Origin of the sequence: Weizmannia sp. FSL K6-3076, assembly GCF_038007245.1 — a bacterium.
Lineage (GTDB): Bacteria > Bacillota > Bacilli > Bacillales > Bacillaceae_C > Weizmannia > Weizmannia faecalis.
In genome coordinates, this window is the sequence record NZ_JBBOWU010000001.1 from 2,046,911 (window position 1) to 2,064,304 (window position 17,394).

Genomic DNA, 17,394 nt, shown 5'->3' on the forward strand with positions numbered 1-17,394 from the left:
AAAAACCAATTGTCGAAAATCAACTAAGACTATTTTATTATAAATCATGGCGAATGGGAAGATTGTACTGCATCTTTTTACCTGTCTCTTACTGGACTGATGTATTGATTTCTTTCAAAGTCACTTTATTCACTGTCGGGATCCCTTTCGGCGGGTTTAAAATCATATCTTTTTTAAAATTAACGGTGAGTCTGGACTTTACATGATCCGCAGGCTGGGGGTTTTGAAATTCCAATTCATATCTTTTGAAAATTAACAATTCATAGATTAACTTATTTATCGTCCAGCCCCTTGATGCACTTAAACCAATCGTATTCCCATAGATACCCCCATTAATTTTCAAATTTGATCCGATGCCATATATAAACAAGTCACGATTTGAGTAGAGATAAGCATCAATCACTTTTGGACGGTCTTCATACAAATTATTGTTGGCTAACTTAATATTTCCATCACAAAGTAAAATAAGCGTGCCACTACTGTTCGAGAAATTTTCGACATCTGCGTCTCCTCGTACATAAATGCTGCCGTTTGTATTGACATCCCCGCTGCTCGTAAGGGACCCATTGACATACATCACCCCGTTTAAATTCAATGCTGAAACCTCACTCAATGTCGCATTCCCGGCAATATAAATATACTGATTTTCCCCTGTCGACAGCACTCCGTTTAAATTAGCGCCACCGCCTACATAAATTTTGCCTTTTACTGTTAATTTCCCTTTGACAGTCAAATCATCTTTTACATAAAGATCCCCATTTACAGTCAGGCTTTTGTTTTCCCCAACGGTTAAATCATCGCCGACGTACAAGTTTCCTTTTATTGGTTGACTGCCAACCTGGCTGACTGTTACATCATAGCCAAAAGCATTCCCATACTTGTCTATATTATAAGAATCGTAAGAATTTATTTTTAAATTTCCCGGCCATCCCAGCGCCTTGGCTGTAATCATATCGCCTACATTTATTTTATCAACCGTTAACTGACGATTTTTCACAACCGGAGCAACAGAAAAGTAGCGGCTGAAGCTTTCAGGTCCAAATGGCTTCCATGAATAAAAGTTGTAAACCGGCGCCGATGTTCCTGTTCCTACCGGCTGCTGATCGGCCTCAAAATATCTTCCCTTCACTGTTAACGTCCCATTGATCGCTGGATAGTAAGTTCGAATGTATTTCGTGTACCCCTCAACATAGTTCCCGTAGTTTGAAACATACAGATTCCCCCCAATATTCACATCCCCGATAATATAAGGAGACCCGTACAAATACATATTCGACGGTGTCACGGCTGTATATTGAAAAACATCCGAGACAGTGGAAAGCGTCATCATCTTTGTTAACGTTTTTCCGGACTTTCCGATTGGCACTGTTATGGTGACTTTGCCCAAAACAATGCCGTCGGGTGCTGTCCCGTCTTTCAATGTTTTATATGCGATGCTGCATTTGCCGTTTTTCTGTTGCTGTATGCTCGTTATGGCTGCCTGAAGCATGCTGATCAGCTGGCTTGGCATGACAGTACCGTTCGCAATGGTACTATTGATGCTGTCAACTTGTTTCTCAATTAAAGCAGTCGCTTCATCCGCTACCATTTCCGCATTTAATTTATCCTGTGTGCCCGTTTCAGATACTTTTACTGTTTTAAAAGTGCTGACGGATGCGGATACGAGCGAAACGGTGATAATCGCCGCGACTGCGAAAATGAGAAGGACGGTCACAAGCGTATATCCCTTCTCTTCTCTTAAAACATGCATCATGGATTCCCCTCTTCGCCCAGTTTATAAGCGGCATAGATCTTTTTCTCAAAATGATTTTGTGTGTCTTTCATTACAAAATGGCATATCAGGCTGCCATTCTCAACCGTAAAAGTTGTCCCGTCAAGTGAAATTCCATCGCTGTTTACAATCGTGCCTCCTACCGACAAGTTCCCGTCTGATACAGTGATTGTCTTGTCAGTTGAACTTTCCTGGTAGGTGCCGTCACTTCCAACATTTATATTGACATCCACTGCTTTGAAACGGGTAAAAGTCCCGTCATCATTTTCGTCATCAGGTTCAATGTCGTCCACATTTTCCATTGCACTGTTCATGTATTGCAAAATAGCCGTTTGTTCTTTGACAAAATTTTTACGTGCCATGTCGCTTTTGGATTGGGTGATCACCGTATTTAAAACGGCATAAATGACCCCGATGATCATAAATGAAATGATAACAGCCGCCAGTAATTCTACTAAAGTGAGCCCTTTTTCATCCCGGCATTTCATCTTTTCACATACCCTTTCACTTCAACCGGTTTTAGATGATTTCCACTGTCGACTTTTACTTTGACCAGCAGGAGGCGGTCAGAAAGGGAAGAATCCGCCGGAAGGGAAACGGACACATATGCCTTATAACCGGAAATTTCCGCAGCGCTATCAAGCCCTAAAACCGATTGAATATCAGCTTGTTGTGTGGTGTTCGCCATTTGCTGCACTTCATTAAAGTTTTTTTTCTGGTAAGCTCTTAATATCCCGGTTGCAATTTGCAATGCAGACAGCGAGTCATCCGCTTTCTTTGTCACGCCCGCATTATTGGCCAAAATGGAACCCACTGTGAGCATCACAATCGCTAAAATCGTAATCGAAGCGAGCACTTCGACAAGTGTAAATCCCCGGTTGTTTTTAAAAAGGGGTTTTTTCATAACAACCTCCGCTAAGCATTTTGTCCTGCGTCTTATTTCCTATAAAACTTATTTTATCAAAAAGCGCCGGGAAAGTAATTCAACAAATAGAACAAATAAAAAAAAGGGCAGAACTTTTTCAGCTCTGCCCGTTCCTTTCTGATTGGCCCAAAATGTATTTCCGGACTTTCGAAATAAAGTATAAAGACCCCGTAATGACTAAAACATCTCTTGAGCCTTTCATTTCTTTTATTTTAGCAAGTACGGTTTCTTTCCAATCCTCCGAAAATGATTTATTTTGATGATGGCTTATCTTATACAACATCTCTGCCGGAATCGCTCTTGGAAAATCAAAAGTTGTGAAAATGATTTCGTCTGTTTTGTGGTCGAGTTTCGGAATCATGTGATCCAAGTCTTTGTCGCCAAGTGCGGAAAAAATCATGTGAATGTTTTTCCCGCGCAGATGGGTGTCCATTGTTTCGATCAGGCTGTCAATGCCTTCCGGGTTGTGGGCGCCATCGATGATAACGAGCGGGTCATCCAGCAGTTTTTCAAATCGGCCGATCCACTTGCTGAGGAGAAGGCCTTTTTCCAGTGCATGCTGCGGGATGCGAAAATGGTGGATATGTCTTAACAGTTCTGCCCCCATAACGGCAAGCGCGGCATTGTAAATCTGATGGCGACCCATCATGGTGATCGACAAGCAGTCATAGGCGCCGTACGGAGAAGCAAAGCGGAAATGTTCACCGGTTAAATCCCCGCCAATCTCCGCAAAAGAAAATTCCTTTCCGGCACGGAAAAGCGGTGCCTTTTCTTTTGCCGCTTTTTCTTCAATCACCGCTAGCGCATCAGGCAGCATTGCTGTCGTTGCAACCGGCACCCCGTGTTTGATGATGCCCGCTTTTTCAAATGCGATCTCCGCAATCGTATGGCCAAGCACATTCATATGGTCATGGCCGATATTGGTAATCAGGCTGACAAGCGGTGTGATGACGTTGGTGGAGTCAAGCCTGCCGCCAAGGCCGACTTCATAAATAACGATATCCACCGGCCGGATGTCGGCAAAATACACAAGCGACATCGCTGTAATGACTTCAAACTCTGTCGGTGCGCCGAATGCTGTGTGCTCCAGTTCTTCTGCAAGCGGGCGGATCTCGTTTGTAAGCCGGATGAGGTCTGCATCTGACACCGGCGTTCCGTTTATGCTGATCCTTTCGTTAAACTGCTCAATATACGGGGAAGTAAAGGTGCCGACCGTATAGCCTGCCTGCTCTAAAATATTCCGCAAAAAGGTGACGGTCGACCCTTTGCCGTTCGTCCCGGCCACGTGAACCGTCCGGATTTTTTGTTCCGGGTGGTGCAATTTTTCCATCAGCCACTGCATCCGCTCAAGCCCTGGTTTCATCCCGAATTTCGAGCGGGACCGGATCCAGCCGACCGCTTCTTCATAGGTTTCAAACATATGCCTTTCCTCCCGTATGCAAGGAAGACGAATCCGTAAAGAATTCGCCTTCCACCCTTGTATTACTGGTTTTCAAGTTCTTTGATGCGCGCTTCGACGGTGCTTCGTTTTTCAAGATAGTCTTTTTCTTTTGCCCGTTCTTCGGCAACGACATTTTCCGGCGCTTTTTTCAGGAACCCTTGATTGGACAGTTTTTTCTGGACGCGTTCGACTTCTTTATTCCATTTCGCCAACTCTTTCCGGAGCCGGGCCAGTTCTTCTTCAAAATTAATGAGTCCTTCAAGCGGCAGGAACAGTTCGACGCCGGAAACGACTGCAGTCATGGCTTTGTCCGGTGCCTCGAGGTCAAGCCCCATTTTCAATTCATCCGGGTTGCAGAAACGGGTAATGTACGCTTCGTTTCGTTTTAAAGCCGCTAAGACCGTTTCGTCTTTCGCTTTCAAATGCAGTTTGATTTTTTTGCTTAACGGCGTATTCACTTCCGCGCGGATATTGCGGACGGAACGGATGATGTCGACAAGCAGTTTCATTTCTTCGCTAGCCGCTGCATCTGTAAGGCTTTCGTCCACCTCCGGCCAAGCGGCTGTTGTGATCGATTCCCCCTGATGCGGAAGGTTTTGCCAAATTTCCTCGGTAATAAACGGCATGAACGGGTGCAAAAGCCGCATCGTATTGTCGAGCACATACGCAAGGACCGAGCGTGTCGTTTTCTTCGCTGCTTCATCTTCGCTGTAGAGCGGCAGTTTTGCCATTTCGATGTACCAGTCGCAGAAATCGTCCCAGATAAAATTGTAAAGTGCGCGCCCAGCTTCGCCAAATTCGTATTTGTCCGCCAGTTTTGTAACGGTTTCGATCGTTTCGTTCAAACGCGTTAAAATCCATTTGTCAGCGACTGATTTTTCACCGGACAGATCCATTTCTTCGTATTTCAGCCCGTTCATGTTCATGAGTGCAAAACGGGAGGCGTTCCAAATTTTATTGGCGAAATTCCAGACCGCTTCAACTTTTTCGTAACTGAAACGCAAATCCTGGCCCGGTGCGCTACCGGTGGTAAGGAAATAGCGGAGCGAGTCCGCGCCGTATTTGTCGATGACTTCCATCGGGTCGACACCGTTGCCGAGCGATTTGCTCATTTTCCGCCCCTGCTCGTCGCGGACAAGGCCGTGGATCAGAACATCTTTGAACGGGCGCTTGCCGGTAAACGCAAGCCCCTGGAAAATCATCCGCGATACCCAGAAGAAAATGATGTCATAGCCGGTCACAAGCGTATCGGTCGGATAATAACGCTTGTAGTCTTTAGCTTCTTCATCCGGCCAGCCCATTGTCGAAAACGGCCAGAGCGCCGAGCTGAACCACGTATCGAGCACGTCCGGATCCTGTTCCCAGTTTTCAATATCGCGGGGCGGCTCAGTGTCAACATACACTTCGCCGGTTTCTTTATGGTACCAGGCCGGAATCCGGTGGCCCCACCAGAGCTGGCGCGAAATGCACCAGTCGCGGATATTTTCCATCCAGTGCAAGTATGTTTTTTCGAAGCGTACCGGCACAAAATGGACTTTTCCTTCCGACGCCTGCAGTTTTACCGCGGCATCAGCGAGCGGCTGCATTTTCACAAACCATTGCGTCGACAAATACGGTTCGACAACCGCGCCGCTCCGTTCGGAATGGCCGACCGAATGAAGATGGTCTTCCACTTTGACAAGAACGCCAAGTGCTTTCAAGTCCTCCACAATCTGTTTGCGGCATGCAAACCGGTCCATGCCTTTATATTTTCCGGCATTTTCATTCATTGTGCCATCCTCGTTCATCACAAGGATACGTTCGAGGTTGTGGCGGTTCCCGACTTCGAAGTCGTTCGGGTCATGGGCCGGCGTAATTTTTACGGCACCAGAACCAAATGTCATGTCCACATACTCGTCTGCGATAATCGGAATTTCGCGGCCGACGATCGGCAATACAATCGTTTTCCCGATTAATTGTTTGTATCGTTCATCATCCGGATGGACAGCGACCGCCGTATCACCGAGCATCGTTTCCGGGCGCGTTGTCGCGATTTCGATCGTGCCGGAACCGTCGCTTAACGGGTATGCCAGATGGTAAAATGCGCCCTGCACCTCTTTGTAGACGACTTCAATATCGGAAAGTGCCGTTTTCGTTTCCGGATCCCAGTTGATGATATACTCGCCACGGTAAATCAAGCCTTTTTTATAAAGCGAAACAAATACTTCTTTTACAGCTTTTGACAGCCCTTCATCGAGCGTAAAACGTTCGCGCGAATAATCGAGCCCGAGGCCAAGTTTTGCCCATTGTTTGCGGATAAATTGAGCGTATTCCGCTTTCCATTTCCATGCTTCTTCCATAAATTTTTCGCGGCCGAGATCATAGCGGGATTTGCCTTCTTCACGCAGTTTGGCTTCCACCTTTGCCTGTGTTGCAATCCCGGCGTGGTCCATCCCCGGCAGCCAGAGCACATCATAGCCTTGCATCCGTTTCATCCGGGTTAAAATATCCTGTAAAGCCGTATCCCAGGCATGGCCGAGGTGGAGCTTCCCGGTTACGTTCGGCGGCGGAATCACAATCGTGTACGGTTTCTTTTCCGGATCGCCTTTTGCTTCGAAAAATTTGCCGTTCACCCACCATTCATAGCGCCCTTTTTCAACAGCCTGCGGATCATATTTGGTCGGCATGCTGATGTCCTGCTGTTCCATTTGCATCATTCCTTTCTGCGTCTTTTACGGATAAACACAAAAACTCCCTTCGTCATAAAAGGACGAAAGGAGTCTGTTCGCGGTACCACCTTTTTTCACGGGCAAACGGATGCCCGGCACTCTCGGGTCAGTAACGGCACTTCGCCGGCTTTTGCTACTTTCGGTTTCACAAAAGCTACTCCCGGGCGACCTTCCAGCCTGTTTCGCATAGGAAATCTTTCAGCAGCTGATTTCCCTCTCTGCATGGAAACAAAATCTGTACTCTTCCCGTTCATTGTACTTTGATTTTTGAAATTGACTATAGTTTATGGTATCGGTTTTTGTGAAAATCGTCAATAGCATTGCCCATTTTTAGAAAAAATATGCGGCGGATGCACTGATCCGCCCGCTTTTCATACATTATTTTTGAGGGATAGGTGGATGATGATGAAGAAAAAAATTGACAAACAGGCCGTCCGTACATGGGCGCGGAATGCAAAAAAAGTGTGCAAGCAGCTGATTCTTCCGTTCTCCGTCTTTCAGGCCATCCGTACGATTATTTTTCCGACGACGTTTGACGTTTTGCTGCTTGCCATATTTATTCTCATTTATCTCGGGTTTCAGTATGAATGGTTTTAGTGGCCGTTCCTGCTTTTCATGACGCGGGGGCGGCCCCTTGTGACAACTGCATGACGACATACTCGGTATTTTTCATTCGCCAGTACTTTTCCTGCAGTTTCGCGACTGCTCTCGCTTCATGGCGTTTTCCTTCATTTGCAAAGTATTCCTCCACGGTTTGGATGATCGGTGCGGGATAAGCGAGATAGCTGAAAAATAAGCTTTTTTCATCTTCTTTCAGCGGAAAATAGCTGAAATAGGTCTTCACCCAATCCACGCAGTCGTCAAACCGGCTCGGATAGGAATCGAGCGTCCGCGACAAGAAGGGAAGCAAGTCATAAAAAGGCGCAGCGTTTTTCGCCAGTTCGAAATTGGTAAAGTACCCGAGCCCGCGTTCATCGTACAAAAAATGCTCCGTTGAAATTTTTCCGTGGATGGTCACCGTTCTCGCTTTCTCCATCTCTTTTGATTGTTCATACCAGTTTTCCAGCTGCCGGATCGAAAATTTGAGCGCCTGGTTCGTTTCATTGTAAAAGGTGCAGTACAACAGGGCAAACGGGGACATATAGACCTGCTCTTCACACCGTTCAAGGAACTCTTCCAAAAAATCCTGCTGCCCGTACCAGCGGGAAAGGGTTTCTTCATAGTATTCCCGCCGTTTTTCTATTGAGATCTCCGTATCTTTGACGGACAAGCTGTGCAGGCGTGCGAGTTCCCTGAACATTTTTTGATGTTTCTCGCCGCGTGCTTCTTTTTCTTCGTTTGGCAGCCAGGGCATTAAATAGTATAATGCCCCGTTATACAGCACCCCGTAACGGCCGTCCAACGCGGGATAGACCGGGACAATACGGTTGTATCCCCGCTGGTACAGAGACTGGACATGCCGGATAAATCCCATCCCGTTTTGCGGTGCAATTTTTTTTAAAGCAAAGATGCCCTGGCCGGTATAAATTTTATACACTTTTCCGTACCGCCCGACATATTCAGCGTTCAGGCCGTAATGCTTTACAATCCGATTGATGTCCTGCTGCGAAAGGTCAGTCACCCGTTTCACCTTCTTAGAGCGCTTCTCCTGAAAAATAGGCGCTTGCTCATTTTCATTCCCCCGCTGCGCCGCATTCGCCGCGGCTTGAACATAGGCGCAATCTAGGTTAAGAATAGCTCGTTTTGCACGCTTCCTTACGCAGGCGCTTAGCCCCTGAATTTCAGATGCATCCTTCACCTAGACGCCCGTGCCTGTGAATGCTCCGGCTCAGTGATTTTTTTCGGCGCGCGCGTTTGCGGGAACGTACAGCACTTGCCCCTCATATACATCCTGGTTCACTTCCAAATGGTTCATCCTTAAAATCTGCTGGACATTGATATTGTATTTTTCAGCAAGCTGGTCGAGCGTCTCCCCGCTTTGGACGATGCAAACCTTTAACTTGGCAGGCTTTTCTTCATCTCTCCGGGCAAAAAAGTCGGCAAGCGAAATAGATTCGTATTTTTGCTTCTTTTTCTTCTTGGCAGCCGAATCCTTTTCTTCCGGCACTTCCTCTATTTTCTCCCCGCTTTCCGGCGACTCTTCCACAATCGTTTCGCTGCTCGCCACAGAAGAAGATTCATCTTTTTCAGGCGATTCTTGCTTGAGATAAGCAGAAGATTCATCTTCCATTGCCTTGCTCTCGATCCGGAAAACGGGCTCCGTCTTCCCGGCGTCATCCGGCTCAAGAGATTCTTCGTTCAGAGCCGTTTTGCTCTCCGTCCGGAACGCGGATGCGGTTTTTCCGGACAATTCCTGTTCAGGATGCCCTTCATCCCGCACTGGGTCGGCCTGCCATTCGTTCCGCACCGGTACGCTTTCCGCTATGGATGCAGACTCGTTTTTGCCTGAAAACTCCGGTTCTGCATGCCATTCGTTCTGCACCACTCCGCTCTCCGCCAATGATGCGGATTCGTTTTTGCCGGCAAACCCCGGTTCAGCGTGCCCTTCATCCCGCACCGGTTCGCTCTCCGCCAATGATGCAGACTCATTTTTGCCTGAAAGATCCGCTTCAGCATGCCATTCGTTCTGCACCACTCCGCTCTCCGCCAACGATGCAGACTCATTTTTTCCTGGAAACTCCGGCCCAGGATGCCACTCATTCTGTACCAGTTCGCTTTCTGCCAACGATGCAGACTCATTTTTTCCGGAAAACTCCGGTTCCGCATGCCATTCATCCCGTACCGGCGCGGCTGTTTCCGCCTGCCATGAAGCACTTTCCGGCACTTTTCCGCCTGCTTCCGGCAAGAGACTCTCCTCTTCTTCTTCCGGCAGTTCGACCGGTGCTAGCACATTCAGTTCGTTTGTGTACGGTTCCGGCTGAGCAACCGATTCTTCCGGCACCACGCGCGATTCGATCGTAAAAGGTGTATACAATTCCGGGTCAGCGTGAGATTCATCCTCTTCTTCTTTTTCCTCATCTGCACGCAAAGGCACTTCTTCAAAGCTTTCCGCTTCTTCCATAAAATGGCGGGGCGGTTCGGTGCTCTCTTCTTCTTGTTCCGATAAACTCCACTCGGAATGGCTAAAAGGCGCCTGATATGCTGCGTCCGGCTCATCCAAATAGGTTTCCCGGCCGTTCAAATCCGGGTATGGTGCTGTTTCGGCTTCGTCCTCTTCCTCATCCCCGTCTTGCAATATTCCCTCAATCGCAATATCCGCATTGATTTTTAAACAATCGGTTCCGTGAAATTGATAGTCAAATCCTTCTATATTGACGTCCAGTTCCTCAATATCCGCAATTCTTGTCTTCGGAATGGTAACGTCTACCGGGAAAGATTGGTAAAATTCAAATATGCCGTCTTCTTCCCGGTACTGGACCGCCTGCACATACTTCCTGAACAGCACATCTTCCCCTTCTTCTTCCCCGCAACCGATATACTCCCCGGCCAAATAGAGATTGCCTTTGATCACGACATACTGCTCCAATTCCTGTATGGTGATATGGGGATCCAATGATATTGATAAAAGTTCTTCAACTTCCTGTCCTTTTTTAAACCAAATCAATTCTTCTAATGAAAATCGTATGGACGATTGATTTTGCGGCAAAGCGGGTTCCTCCCTTCAATTCCTCCAAATCCCAATGAATATGTCATTTACACTGTATGAAGCAATCGGGGTTTTTATGATCGCAAATAAACCGCAGCATCCGTAAATCACTTGAATGGCTTTTTCGCAACAATATTGGACGGGGAGAGAAATCGATAAAAACCGGCTCATCTGTTTTCAGGTTACCCGTTCAAAAACTTAGATTTGGTCGAGCTAGGCGAACTGATTCGGCCATCCGTTTTCGGAGTGATCCGTTCAAAAACCATCGGGCCACCCACAGAGCGTGAAATTTTCCCTACTGCTACTTCTCTCTCGCCCGCAGCGGACAGAACGCAAAAAAAACCGGCTCATCCATTTTTGGACTTGCCGGTTCATAGCCGCAGGATTACCCGCGGATTGCCTTAAATGTTTTTTCTGCTGCTTCAACGGTACGGTCAATATCCTCGTCCGTATGCGCGGCGGACAAGAAGATGCCTTCGAATTGGGACGGCGGGAGGAAAATGCCGTTTTCCGCCATGCCGCGGTAGTAGCGGGCAAACAGATCCAAATCCGAAGTGCTTGCTGATGCAAAATTATTGACTTCTTCATTGGTGAAAAAGATGCCAATCATCGATCCTGCCCGGTTAATGGTATGCGGGATATCGTATTTCACCGCTGCCTCATGAAAACCTTGTTCGAGGCGGTCGGCTTTTCGCCTGAATTCCGCATACGTTTCAGGTGTTAACTGCCGCAATGTTTCATATCCGGCCGTCATCGCAAGCGGATTGCCGGACAAAGTTCCTGCCTGGTAAACAGGGCCGGTCGGTGCGATTTTTTCCATAATGTCGACCCGTCCGCCAAATGCGCCGACAGGAAGGCCGCCGCCGATTACTTTGCCGAGGCAGGTCAAATCAGGCGTTACATCAAAGTAGCCTTGTGCACAGTGATAGTCGACACGGAAACCGGTCATCACTTCATCAAAGATCAGGAGGGCGCCGTATGCTGATGTGACTTCGCGCAACCCTTGCAAAAAGCCGGGCTTCGGCGGAACAACGCCCATATTGCCGGCAACCGGTTCGACGATGATGCAGGCAATATCTTCTCCGTACTGCTCGAATGCCGATCGGACGGCTTCCAGATCATTGTACGGGACGGCAATGGTATTTTGCGCGATTCCGAGTGGCACGCCGGGGCTATCCGGCAGACCGAGTGTGGCAACGCCCGACCCTGCTTTGATCAGGAGCGAATCGCCATGGCCGTGGTAGCTGCCTTCGAATTTTAAAATTTTATTCCGGCCTGTATAACCTCTTGCTAGGCGCAGAGCACTCATTGTGGCTTCCGTGCCGGATGAGACCATGCGGACGATTTCAATCGACGGTACGCGTTCTTTCACGAGTGACGCCAGTTTATTTTCCATGATCGTCGGCGTGCCGAAACTCGTCCCTTTTTCGGCCGTTTTTTTCAGCGCATCCACGACCCCAGGATTGGCATGGCCAAGGATGAGCGGCCCCCATGACAGCACGTAATCAATATATTCGTTTCCGTCAATATCATAAATTTTTGCGCCTTTGCCGTGGTCCATAAAAATCGGGTTCATGCCGACCGCTTTAAAGGCACGGACAGGGCTGTTCACCCCGCCCGGCATTAATGTGACCGCTTCTTTGTATGCTTCGATTGAATTTTCATATGAGCGCATCTTTCAACCTCCCGTTTATTCCGCAAGCCAGCGAGCAATATCGAGTGAAAAATAGGTAATGATGAGATCGCAGCCGGCACGCTTCATGCTTGTGATCATTTCAAGAACAATCGCCTTTTCATCAATCCAGCCGTTTTGTGCGGCGCCTTTTACCATGGAATACTCCCCGCTCACATTATACCCGACAACCGGGAGGCGGAATTCATTGCGCACATCACGGACGATATCAAGATAAGAAAGCGTCGGTTTTACGATTAGAAAATCTGCCCCTTCTTCCACATCCGACTGTGCTTCACGCAATGCTTCGAGCCGGTTGGCCGGATCCATCTGGTACGTTTTCCGGTCCCCGAAAGCGGGTGTGCTGTCAGCAGCTTCGCGGAACGGACCGTAAAACGCGGATGCATATTTGACCGCATAACTCATGATCGGCACATCTTCAAAGCCTGCTTCATCAAGCCCTTTGCGAATCGCGGTGACAAACCCGTCCATCATATTCGAAGGAGCAATGATATCAGCGCCTGCTTTTGCCTGGCTGACCGCCGTTTTCGCAAGCAGGTCAAGGCTTGGGTCGTTTAAAATTTTCCCATCTTCCACAACGCCGCAATGGCCGTGATCAGTGTACTCGCACAGGCAGGTATCCGCGATCACAATGATATCCGGGTAATTTTTCTTGATGAAACGGATGGCTTCCTGAACGATGCCGTGATCGTGGTACGCTTCCGTTCCGGTTGCATCTTTATGGTTCGGTACGCCGAATAAAATGACGGATTTAATGCCAAGGGAAACGACTTCATCCATGATTTCATGGAGCCGGTCCAGCGACCAGTGATACACACCCGGCATCGAAGCAATTTCATTTTTAATATTTTCGCCTTCAACTGCAAAAATCGGATAAATCAAGTCGTTCACTGTTAAATTCGTTTCGCGCACCAAAGCCCGCATATTGGCACTTTGGCGAAGTCTACGGTGACGGGCAAACTGTAAATCTTTCATTTTATTTCCTCCTAAACTGGTAGAATGCCGCAATGTATTGCATATTTATCCGGGAAGTATGCACAGCTGCCGGCTTGTTGGGAATGATTGCGACGGTCGCGGGCAAATCCCGCTTTTTCTATTTTGTTTTCTTCGTGTCGAACATCGCCCGGCTGGTAATCTCTCGGAGAAAACCGTACATGGCAGCCGGTTTGTTAGGCCGGCCGCTTCAATCCCGGGTTCGTGCCGGTTTCTATCTATTTTTCTTCTAAACGGACAAAATCGCATAATGCCCCAAGCATGGCCTCGACGGTGTATTCATCCGGGCAAACCGCTGCACGGCTGCCGGCTTTTTCCACTGCCTGCCTGGTTGAAGGGCCGATGACTGCGATCCGGGTTGAAAGCCCAGCGATATCCATGCCGCTTTCTTCAAGCGCGCCTTTAAAATGGCGGAAGGCGGACGGGCTTAAAAACAGAGCAAAATCGATGTGCTCCCGCCCGAGCAAACGGGTAAGCTTTTCTTTTGCCCCCTCCGGCATATACGTCTCATAGACAATCCATTCCTCTGCTATTATACCGCTTTTTCTTAGAAAATCCGCAATTTCTGTCCCGGCCAAGTTTCCTTTCGGGAGAAGGACGCGGCTTGCCCGGTGTCCGCTCCGCAAAAATTCCCGGGCAAAATCTTTTGCCGTAAACTTCCGGGGCGCAAAAGAAACCTTTAAACCGGACTGTTCCATACAGGCAGCCGTCTTTTTTCCCACAGCTGCCCAGTTTATGTTCAAATGCTCACATGCTATACCCGCACGGCTGCATGCTTCCAAAAAATAACGGACCCCGTTTTTGCTTGTAAACACAACCCAGTCGTATGCCGAGAGTTTTCGCAAAAATACAGATGCGGACAGGTCGGCATATGCACGGAAGGAAACCATCGGGACGACAAAAGGGGTGCCGCCGAGCGCTTCAATTTGTGCGGCGAGCTTTTCGCCGTCTTTTCCGCCTCTTGTGATCAGGATATTTTTCCCGCTTAAAGGCCCATTTGCCGTCATGACTGCCCGAGCTCCGCTTTCACTTGTTCAATCAGCGCCTTTGCCCCTTGCCGGCTTAAAATATCTGCCGCCTTTTCTCCGGCCGTTACCGGGTTGTGGGAGACAACCGTTTCTTTATATACCGTTTTGCCATCAGGGGAAGCGACAAGGGCAGTGAGGGAAATGCCTTCTGCCGTTTTCTTCGCAAGGCCGGCAATCGGTACCTGGCAGCCGCCTTCCATTTTATCAAGGAAGACGCGCTCCGCCTTTACCGTTTCCGCCGTTTCTGCGCTGTCGAGCTTCCGGAGCGCATCGAGCAGTTCCCCGTCATCGGCGCGGCATTCGACAGCGAGCGCGCCCTGCCCGATTGCAGGCAGGCAAATATCCGGATCAAAAAATTCGGTGACGGTATCCGCACTCCAGCCCATCCGTTTTAAACCGGCTGCCGCGAGGACGATCGCATCGTAATCCCCGTTTTTTAATTTTTCCAGCCTTGTATCAATATTGCCGCGAACAGACTTAATGCGGATATCGCTTCTTACAGCAAGCAGCTGGGCGCCGCGGCGGAGGCTGCTTGTCCCGACAACCGCCCCTTCCTTAAGGCTGGAAAAAGGGGTGCCGTTTTTGGAAATCAAGGCATCCCGGACATCTTCACGTTCCGGAATGCAGCCGATCACAAGCCCGTCCGGAAGCACAGCCGGCACATCTTTCATGCTATGTACAGCCATGTCAATTTCATGATGCAGCATGGCATCTTCAATTTCTTTGACAAACAGGCCTTTCCCACCGACTTTGGACAGGGTGACATCGAGCACTTTATCGCCCTTTGTGGTGATTTCCTTGATTTCAAAACGAAAAGGCAGCCCGAGCTGTTCAAGCTTCGCCACCACCCATTTCGTCTGCGTCAGGGCAAGTTTGCTCCGCCTCGACCCTACGACAATTGTTCTCATCCGGCAATCCTCCTAATAATACAAATGAAAATCCGATAATCCCGTAATTAGAAAAAAGTTAATCAAAATGATCAAAAAAGCGGCCGTATTCCAGTAAGCCAGTGTTTTTCCGAACATGCGGCGGCGTTCGCCGGCATACAGGAGAAAACTGTATACAAGCAGCATGGCAAACGAACCGACAATTTTCGGATCGAACCAGTGAATGGCCGGAAGCCGCAAGTATGCCCATTCCAGCCCGAGAATCAGCCCGAGCAAAAGGACCGGGACCGCAATGGCATTCATCCATTTCGAAAGCCGCTCCAGTTTTGCCAGATCATTCAGGCGCCAGATTCTGTGGCTCCATTTCTTTTCCTTCAGCCACTTATATTGTAATAAATACAGAATGGAAAAGACAAAGGACAGGGAAAACAGCACGTAAGCGATCAGCGTCATCGTAATATGCATGAGCAAAAGTTCCGATACCCTTCTCCCTGCCCCTTGTGAGACCTTCCCCGGCGCAAAAGCGTGGACCGTCATGATGAAAAAGCCGATGACGTTTGTAAAAAACACGGTAAAGTCAACGCGCAGCAGGCGGTTCAGGGCCAGAGACAGCGTCAGCAATGCCCATGCATAAAAATAAAGCCCCTCAGACAATGTCAAGACAGGGAACCGTCTGGTGTGGGCCATATACAAGATAAATATCACCGTCTGCAATGCCCAGACAACGGAAAGAAAACGGAAGGCAGCCTTGTTGGCCTTCCGGTTCCGGTGGAGAAAGTCAAGAAAATAAAGCAAAATACTGGCGGCATAAAGCAAAATCATGCCTTCATGCAGCCTGTCCGTCCATACGGCATACATTGCCGGGCTCTCCGGTTAACCCGAATAGGACGGGCGGACTGCATGCCGCGCCATTTCGGCTGCCGGCTCCGCTTGCCCCGTCTCTGTTTCTAAATTGAAAATTTGGCGGAACAGTTCCAGATTCCGGGCTGCATCCGGCGAACCCGCCATTTCTTTTGCCTGCAGAATCGGATCTTTCAGCATCTGGTTGATGATGCTTTTTGTATGTTTGCTGATGACTTTCCGTTCGCGTTCTGTTAAGTCCGGCAGCTTCCGTTCAATGCTTTTCATCGTTTCCGCCTGGATCGCGAGCGCTTTTTCCCGGAGCGCCGTGATCACCGGCACCACTCCGAGTGTATGGACCCATTCATTGAATGCGCAAACGGCATCGGAAATCATGTCCGCAATCTGCCGGGCGGCTTTTTCCCGTTCTTTCAGATTGGCTTCCACGATGCCTTCCAGGTCGTCAATATCATACAGGAAAACGGATTCAAGGGACGCGGCTTCCGGATCAATATTGCGCGGCACGGCAATATCCACAAGCAGCAGCGGGCGCCCGTTCCGTTTCTTTTCAATGGGTTTCAGCATATCTGCTGTAAGGACGTACCCTTTTGCCGAAGTGGAGGTGATCGCGATATCCGCATCCAAAAGCGCGGTTTCCAAAGATGACAGCCCGAGTGCCTCGCCATGGAAGCGTGCGGCAAGGCGCCCGGCTTTTTCCGGCGTCCGGTTGATGACGGTAATCCGGGTGGCGCCGCTGCCGTGAATGTTTTCCACAGCCAGTTCGCCCATCTTGCCGGCGCCGATGATGGCCACTTTTTTATCAGCCATGCCGCCGAAAATTTTCTTCGCAAGCTCCACAGCCGCATAACTGACCGAAACGGCATTGGAAGCAATTTCCGTTTCCGTATGGGCTTTTTTCGCCAGTGTAACCGCATCTTTGAACAGGCGGTTAAAAATGGTGCCGGTTGAACCCGACGTTTGGGCCAGCAGAAAACTGTCCCTCACCTGCCCGAGGATTTGCGTTTCGCCAAGCACCATCGAGTCAAGCCCGCAAATCACTTTAAACAAATGCGCAATGGCTTCGTTGTCTTCGTAAATAAGCAGATAGGGGGCAAATGCTTCCTTATCTATCCCGAACCATTCCGACAAAAAATCTTTAATATAATAACGCCCGGTATGCGCCTGGTCGGCGACCGCATAAATTTCCGTACGGTTGCATGTAGACACGATGACATTTTCCAAAATGCTCTTTTTCTTTTGCAGCGCCGCCATCGCATCCGCGAGGTCCGCCTCATCAAATGACAGCTGTTCGCGGATTTCAACCGGCGCAGATTTATAGTTTAAACCGACAGTAAGTATTCTCATTGTTGCCCTCCGGCACCCCCATTTTATCTTGCCAAATGCATAGGATTGAATGTTGATCTATGTTAAGATGAATAGAAGAAAAAAGATCGTTTTTCCC

Annotated in this window: 14 protein-coding genes and 1 other annotated feature; of the genes, 1 reads left to right on the top strand and 13 read right to left on the bottom strand. The window is 48.7% G+C overall.

Translation table 11 applies throughout. The features are described from left to right. Positions 1 to 88: 88 nt before the first annotated feature. The 5 genes from NSS95_RS09765 to NSS95_RS09785 form a co-directional block, all read right to left on the bottom strand. The gene (locus NSS95_RS09765) at positions 89 to 1,753 is read right to left on the bottom strand and encodes a hypothetical protein (RefSeq protein ID WP_340713874.1); all 1,665 of its coding nucleotides are present in this window, start codon (positions 1,751 to 1,753) and stop codon (positions 89 to 91) included. Continuing rightward, positions 1,750 to 2,259 carry a type II secretion system protein gene (locus NSS95_RS09770; protein ID WP_017551077.1) on the bottom strand — a complete coding sequence of 170 codons (510 nt, stop codon included), beginning with the start codon at positions 2,257 to 2,259 and terminating at the stop codon, positions 1,750 to 1,752. The genes NSS95_RS09765 and NSS95_RS09770 overlap by 4 nt, the downstream gene beginning before the upstream one ends. Beyond that, positions 2,256 to 2,675 (bottom strand): prepilin-type N-terminal cleavage/methylation domain-containing protein, encoded by a 420-nt coding sequence (locus tag NSS95_RS09775; RefSeq protein WP_013859827.1) that lies wholly within the window; start codon positions 2,673 to 2,675, stop codon positions 2,256 to 2,258. Before NSS95_RS09775 ends, NSS95_RS09770 begins: the two co-directional genes overlap by 4 nt. Positions 2,676 to 2,793: 118 nt before the next feature. Next, positions 2,794 to 4,116, bottom strand: coding sequence for a bifunctional folylpolyglutamate synthase/dihydrofolate synthase (locus tag NSS95_RS09780; protein WP_110134030.1), 1,323 nt, complete (start codon positions 4,114 to 4,116; stop codon positions 2,794 to 2,796). 62 nt (positions 4,117 to 4,178) lie between these two features. Continuing rightward, positions 4,179 to 6,824: a valine--tRNA ligase gene (locus NSS95_RS09785; protein WP_017551078.1), complete on the bottom strand. Its 2,646-nt coding sequence runs from the start codon at positions 6,822 to 6,824 to the stop codon at positions 4,179 to 4,181. A 55-nt stretch (positions 6,825 to 6,879) separates the two neighbouring features. Further along, positions 6,880 to 7,108 (bottom strand) — a binding site (T-box leader). A 142-nt stretch (positions 7,109 to 7,250) separates the two neighbouring features. On the opposite strand from NSS95_RS09785, the gene NSS95_RS09790 reads away from it, so the two are divergent. Continuing rightward, positions 7,251 to 7,442, top strand: a complete 192-nt coding sequence (locus NSS95_RS09790; protein ID WP_014097848.1) for a hypothetical protein — start codon at positions 7,251 to 7,253, stop codon at positions 7,440 to 7,442. A gap of 16 nt (positions 7,443 to 7,458) precedes the next feature. Here NSS95_RS09790 and ysxE read toward each other — a convergent pair whose 3' ends face one another. The 8 genes from ysxE to hemA form a co-directional block, all read right to left on the bottom strand. Next, on the bottom strand, positions 7,459 to 8,475 hold the full coding sequence (gene ysxE / locus NSS95_RS09795) for a spore coat protein YsxE (protein WP_026104585.1): 1,017 nt from the start codon (positions 8,473 to 8,475) through the stop codon (positions 7,459 to 7,461). A 198-nt stretch (positions 8,476 to 8,673) separates the two neighbouring features. Then, a complete protein-coding gene (locus tag NSS95_RS09800) occupies positions 8,674 to 10,491 on the bottom strand; it encodes a LysM peptidoglycan-binding domain-containing protein (protein ID WP_104851479.1) in 1,818 nt (605 codons plus the stop codon). A 385-nt stretch (positions 10,492 to 10,876) separates the two neighbouring features. Next, a complete protein-coding gene (gene hemL, locus NSS95_RS09805; protein ID WP_104851480.1) occupies positions 10,877 to 12,166 on the bottom strand; it encodes a glutamate-1-semialdehyde 2,1-aminomutase in 1,290 nt (429 codons plus the stop codon). A gap of 15 nt (positions 12,167 to 12,181) precedes the next feature. Next, entirely contained in the window at positions 12,182 to 13,159 is a 978-nt protein-coding gene (hemB, locus tag NSS95_RS09810) for a porphobilinogen synthase (RefSeq protein WP_014097844.1), read from the bottom strand. 236 nt (positions 13,160 to 13,395) lie between these two features. Continuing rightward, on the bottom strand, positions 13,396 to 14,184 hold the full coding sequence (locus tag NSS95_RS09815) for a uroporphyrinogen-III synthase (RefSeq protein ID WP_014097843.1): 789 nt from the start codon (positions 14,182 to 14,184) through the stop codon (positions 13,396 to 13,398). Continuing rightward, entirely contained in the window at positions 14,181 to 15,113 is a 933-nt protein-coding gene (gene hemC / locus NSS95_RS09820; protein WP_328229076.1) for a hydroxymethylbilane synthase, read from the bottom strand. Before hemC ends, NSS95_RS09815 begins: the two co-directional genes overlap by 4 nt. A gap of 12 nt (positions 15,114 to 15,125) precedes the next feature. Next, entirely contained in the window at positions 15,126 to 15,950 is an 825-nt protein-coding gene (gene ccsA / locus NSS95_RS09825; RefSeq protein WP_328229077.1) for a cytochrome c biogenesis protein CcsA, read from the bottom strand. Between the two features lie 15 nt (positions 15,951 to 15,965). Further along, positions 15,966 to 17,297 (bottom strand): glutamyl-tRNA reductase, encoded by a 1,332-nt coding sequence (hemA, locus tag NSS95_RS09830; protein ID WP_328013890.1) that lies wholly within the window; start codon positions 17,295 to 17,297, stop codon positions 15,966 to 15,968. Between the last annotated feature and the right edge of the window lie 97 nt (positions 17,298 to 17,394).